Genomic DNA, 4,993 nt, shown 5'->3' with positions numbered 1-4,993 from the left:
GCCCCACCGGCCCCGGCGCACACCACCGCCACGCCCGGACCGTCCCCGGCGAGTCCGTCCGCGCCCGCCGGCACTGTTCCGCCGGGCACGTGGTCGCTGGAGTCGGTGGACGCCCCCGCCCGGTACCTCACGTACTCCGGCGACTTCGCGACCCTCGGCCGGGTCTCCGCGTCCAGCGACGCCCGGACGCGGCGGCGGGTCACCTTCACGGTCGTCCGAGGGCTGGCCGACAGCCGGTGCGTCACCTTCCGCGCCGACGACGGCCGCTATCTGCGCCACAGTGAACTGCGGCTGCGGCTGAGCGCCGACGACGGCAGCGCCCTGTTCCGGGAGGACGCCACCTTCTGCGCGAGCCCCGGTTCGGTCGCCGGGTCGGTGACCCTGCACGCGCACAACTACCCGGGATCGGTCCTGCGCCGGCGCGACGGCGGTATCTGGCTCGACGGCTCCGACGGCACCCGTGCCTTCGCCGGGCAGGCTTCCTTCGTCCTGCGCCGGGCCTGGGCCTGACAACCGTTCCTGACAACCGTTCCTGACAACCGCTCCTGACCGCCCGCTGTTCCTTGAGTAGGGGCGACCACGACGGCTCTCCGGCCTTAGGCGCCACCTGAAGGCACCACGCGCTTCCGCCGGGACGACCAGCGCGAACGGCCCCACGTAACGCTTTTCTCCTGCGAGATGCATCACCGGGCCATCTCCCCGGCGGCGTCGAATTTCCGTTACGGAGGCGCGAGTTCGGCGGCCTCCCTGTGTGGGGTGTTCTTCCCTCCGCCCGCCACGGTGTGCCGGCGGGAGGGGTGCCCCGACCCACCGTTGACGTATCTCCTGAAGAAAGACGCTTCCATGACGCGACACATCCACGACCCGCGAGGCAAGTCATGAAGGGCATGCACCGGCTCAGCCGGCGCCGTCGGGCGGGAGTGATCGGTGTGACGGCCGCGGCGGTGGTCGCCGGTGCCATGACGCTCCTGCCCGGCTCCGCCGGAGCCGCCGCCCTGGGTACGCAGGCGGCCCCCTCCGGCCGTTACTTCGGTACCGCCCTGGCCTCCGGCCGGCTCGGTGACCCGGCGTACACCGCGATCGCGGACCGGGAGTTCACCATGGTGACCCCGGAGAACGAGATGAAGTGGGACGCGATCGAGCCGTCCCGCGGCACGTTCACCTTCGGCGCCGCCGACCGGATCGTCAGCCACGCCCAGGCGAACGGCCAGCGGCTGCGCGGCCACACCACGGTCTGGCACTCCCAGCTGCCCGCCTGGGTCCGCTCCATCCACGACGCGAACACGCTGCGCGGCGTGATGAAGAACCACATCACCACCGAGATGACCCACTACAAGGGCAAGATCTACGCCTGGGACGTGGTCAACGAGGCGTTCGACGACGGCTCCGGGCGGCACCGCAGCTCGGTGTTCCAGGACGTGCTGGGCGACGGCTTCATCGAGGAGGCGTTCCGCACCGCCCGTACGGCAGACCCCTCGGCCAAGCTCTGCTACAACGACTACAACATCGAGAACTGGACGGACGCCAAGACCCAGGGCGTCTACCGCATGGTCAAGGACTTCAAGTCCCGCGGCGTGCCGATCGACTGCGTCGGGTTCCAGAGCCACTTCGGGCCCGGCGGGCCGCCGCCCAGCTTCCGGACCACCCTGTCCGGCTTCGCCGCGCTCGGCGTCGACGTGCAGCTCACCGAGCTGGACATCGCCGGGGCCTCCCCCGACCACTACGCCACCGCGGTCAACGCCTGCCTGTCCGTGGCCCGGTGCAACGGCATCACGGTGTGGGGCGTCCGTGACCGCGACTCCTGGCGCGGCGGTGAGAAACCCCTGCTGTTCGACGACAACGGCAACCCCAAGCCCGCCTACACCGCCGTCATGAACGCCCTCAAGTCCGCACCGGGCCCCACCCCCGGCGGGTCGGGCACCACGCCGGGCGAGCCCGGCTCCGGCGGTGAGATCAAGGGTGCCGCCTCCGGCCGTTGCATCGACATCAACGGCTTCTCCACCGCCAACGGCACCCAGGCGCAGCTGTGGGACTGCAACGGGCAGACCAACCAGCGCTGGACCCACACTGCCGGCAAACAGCTGATGGTGTACGGCAACAAGTGCCTGGCCGCCGGGAACAAGGGCACCGCCAACGGCACCCCGGTGGTCATCTCGGACTGTGACGGCAGCGCCGACCAGCAGTGGAACGTCAACACCGACGGTACGATCGCCGGCGTCCGCTCCGGGCTCTGCCTCGACGCCGTGGGCGCCGCCACCGCCAACGGCACGAAGATCCAGCTGCACTCCTGCTGGTCCGGCGGCAACCAGAAGTGGACCGGCCCGTCCTCGGCGCCGGCCCCGACCTCGCCCGCGCCGACGGGCGGCACCTGCGCCCTCCCGTCCACGTACCGGTGGTCCTCGACGGGTGCGCTGGCCCAGCCGGCCAACGGATGGACCTCGCTGAAGGACTTCACCAGCGTGACGTACCAGGGCAAGCACCTGGTCTACGGGTCGAACGTGTCGGGTTCGTCGTACGGCTCGATGGCCTTCGCGCCCTTCACCAACTGGTCGGACATGTCCTCGGCGCGCCAGACCGGGATGAACCAGAAGGCCGTGGCGCCCACGCTGTTCTACTTCGCGCCCAAGAAGATCTGGGTGCTGGCCTACCAGTGGGGCGCGTGGCCGTTCATCTACCGCACGTCGAACGACCCGTCCAACCCCAACGGCTGGTCCGCGCCGCAGCCGCTGTTCACCGGGAGCATCCCGGGCGGCGCCCCGATCGACCAGACGCTGATCGGCGACGGCCAGAACATGTACCTGTTCTTCGCCGGTGACAACGGCAAGATCTACCGGGCGAGCATGCCGATCGGGAACTTCCCCGGCAACTTCGGCTCCTCGTACACCACGGTCATGAGCGACACGGTGAAGAACCTGTTCGAGGCGCCGCAGGTCTACAAGGTCAAGGGCCAGAACCAGTACCTCATGATCGTCGAGGCTCGGGGCGCCAGCGAGCAGCGCTACTTCCGCTCGTTCACGGCCTCCAGCCTGAGCGGCACGTGGACCCCGCAGGCGGCGAGCGAGAGCAACCCCTTCGCGGGCAAGGCCAACAGCGGGGCCACCTGGACCAACGACATCAGCCACGGTGACCTGGTCCGCGACAACCCCGACCAGACCATGACCGTCGACCCCTGCAACCTGCAGCTCCTCTACCAGGGCAAGTCGCCCACGGCGACCGGCCCCTACGACCAGCTGCCGTACCGACCGGGCGTCCTCACCCTGCGCCGCTGACCCCGGCACGCACCGCCCCGAGGGAACCCCAGCCGTACGTCCGGCTGGGGTTTCCCCGTTCAACCCTCAGCGCACCCGCTCCACCCGGCGCTCGTCCCACACCGGTTCCGCGCTCTCGCGGACCACGCCGTCCGAGCCGAAGACCAGGTAGCGGTCGAAGGAGCGGGCGAACCAGCGGTCGTGGGTGACCGCCAGCACCGTTCCCTCGTACGCCTCCAGGCCTTCCTGGAGGGCTTCCGCCGATTCCAGATCGAGGTTGTCCGTCGGCTCGTCCAGGAGCAGCGCCGTGGTGCCGGCGAGTTCCAGGAGCAGGATCTGGAAGCGGGCCTGCTGGCCGCCGGAGAGTTTGTCGAAGGGCTGGTCGCCCTGGCGTTCCAGCTCGTAGCGGCGCAGGGCCGACATCGCGCCGCCCCGGTCCTTGGCGTGCTCGGTCCACAGGATGTCGACCAGGGTGCGGCCGATGAGTTCGGGGTGGGCGTGGGTCTGGGCGAAGTGGCCGGGGACGACCCGGGCCCCCAGCTTCCAGGTGCCCGTGTGCCGGACGTCCTCACCCGCGAGGAGCCGCAGGAAGTGCGACTTGCCGGAGCCGTTGGAGCCGAGCACCGCGACGCGTTCCCCGTAGAAGACCTCCAGGGAGAACGGTTTCATCAGGCCGGTGAGCTCCAGTTCCCGGCACTCCACGGCCCGTACGCCGGTCCGGCCGCCCGTCAGGCGCATCCGGATGTCCTGCTTGCGCGGCGGCTCCGGGGGCGGGCCCAGCTCCTCGAACTTGCGCAGCCGGGTCTTGGCGGCCTGGTAGCGCGAGGCCATCTCGTCGCTGCGCGCGGCGTACTGCTGGAGGTCCTGCACCAGGCGCTTGAGCTGCGCCCGCTTCTCGTCCCAGCGCCGGCGCAGTTCGTCGAAGCGGGCGAACCGCTCCTCGCGCGCCTGGTGGAAGGTGCCGAAGCCGCCGCCGTGCACCCATACGTCGGATCCGGCCGGGCCCGGCTCGACCGCGACGATCCGCTGGGCGGCCCGGGCCAGCAGCTCCCGGTCGTGGGAGATGAACAGGACCGTCTTGCGGGTCTCCGCGAGGCGCTCCTCAAGCCACCGCTTGCCGGGGACGTCCAGGTAGTTGTCGGGCTCGTCCAGGAGCAGCACCTCGTCGGGGCCGCGCAGCAGCGCCTCCAGGACCAGGCGCTTCTGCTCACCGCCGGACAGGGTGCGCACCTCGCGGAACTGGGCGCGGTCGTACGGTGTGCCGAGCGCGGCCATGGTGCACATGTCCCAGACGGTCTCGGCCTCGTATCCGCGCGCCTCGGCCCAGTCGCTCAGCGCCTGCGCGTACCGCATCTGCGCGCTCTCGTCGTCCACCGTCAGGATCAGGTGCTCAGCCGCGTCGACGGCCGCCGCGGCCTCCCTGATCCTCGGCTGCGCGACCGACACCAGCAGGTCGCGCACGGTGCGCTCGTCGCGCACCGAGCCGACGAACTGGTGCATGACGCCGACGCCGCCGCTGGAGCCGACGGTTCCGCCGTGTGGGCGCAGCTCGCCGCTGAGCAGCCGCAACAGGGTGGTCTTCCCGGCGCCGTTGGCACCGACCAGGGCCGCGACGGTGCCCTCGCCCACCCGGAACGAGGCATCACCGAGCAGCACCCGTCCGTCGGGCAGGTAGTACTCCAGGTGCGAGGCTTCGAGATGTCCCATGGTTCACCATCCTCAGGGGCGGCGCGGTGGGGGCACAA

General features: G+C 70.7%; 3 protein-coding genes. 2 read left to right on the top strand and 1 reads right to left on the bottom strand.

The window, feature by feature from the left end; genetic code table 11:
* Together ACJA3G_RS29830 and ACJA3G_RS29825 are read left to right on the top strand one after the other, a co-directional pair.
* Positions 1-510, top strand: a 510-nt coding sequence (locus ACJA3G_RS29830; protein ID WP_406556154.1) for an AbfB domain-containing protein, incomplete at its 5' end; no start/stop codon positions are given.
* Positions 511-878: 368 nt separating this feature from the next.
* Positions 879-3,269: a non-reducing end alpha-L-arabinofuranosidase family hydrolase gene (locus ACJA3G_RS29825; protein WP_406556153.1), complete on the top strand. Its 2,391-nt coding sequence runs from the start codon at positions 879-881 to the stop codon at positions 3,267-3,269.
* 66 nt (positions 3,270-3,335) lie between these two features.
* Here the strand turns inward: ACJA3G_RS29825 and ACJA3G_RS29820 are convergent, their stop codons facing one another.
* The gene (locus tag ACJA3G_RS29820; protein WP_406556152.1) at positions 3,336-4,955 is read right to left on the bottom strand and encodes an ATP-binding cassette domain-containing protein; all 1,620 of its coding nucleotides are present in this window, start codon (positions 4,953-4,955) and stop codon (positions 3,336-3,338) included.
* Positions 4,956-4,993: the final 38 nt, after the last annotated feature.

It is taken from the genome of Streptomyces sp. YS-3 (assembly GCF_045257485.1).
Lineage (GTDB): Bacteria > Actinomycetota > Actinomycetes > Streptomycetales > Streptomycetaceae > Streptomyces.
Note: the sequence above shows the minus strand (reverse complement) of the source record. Positions and strands in the feature narration are given on the sequence as shown.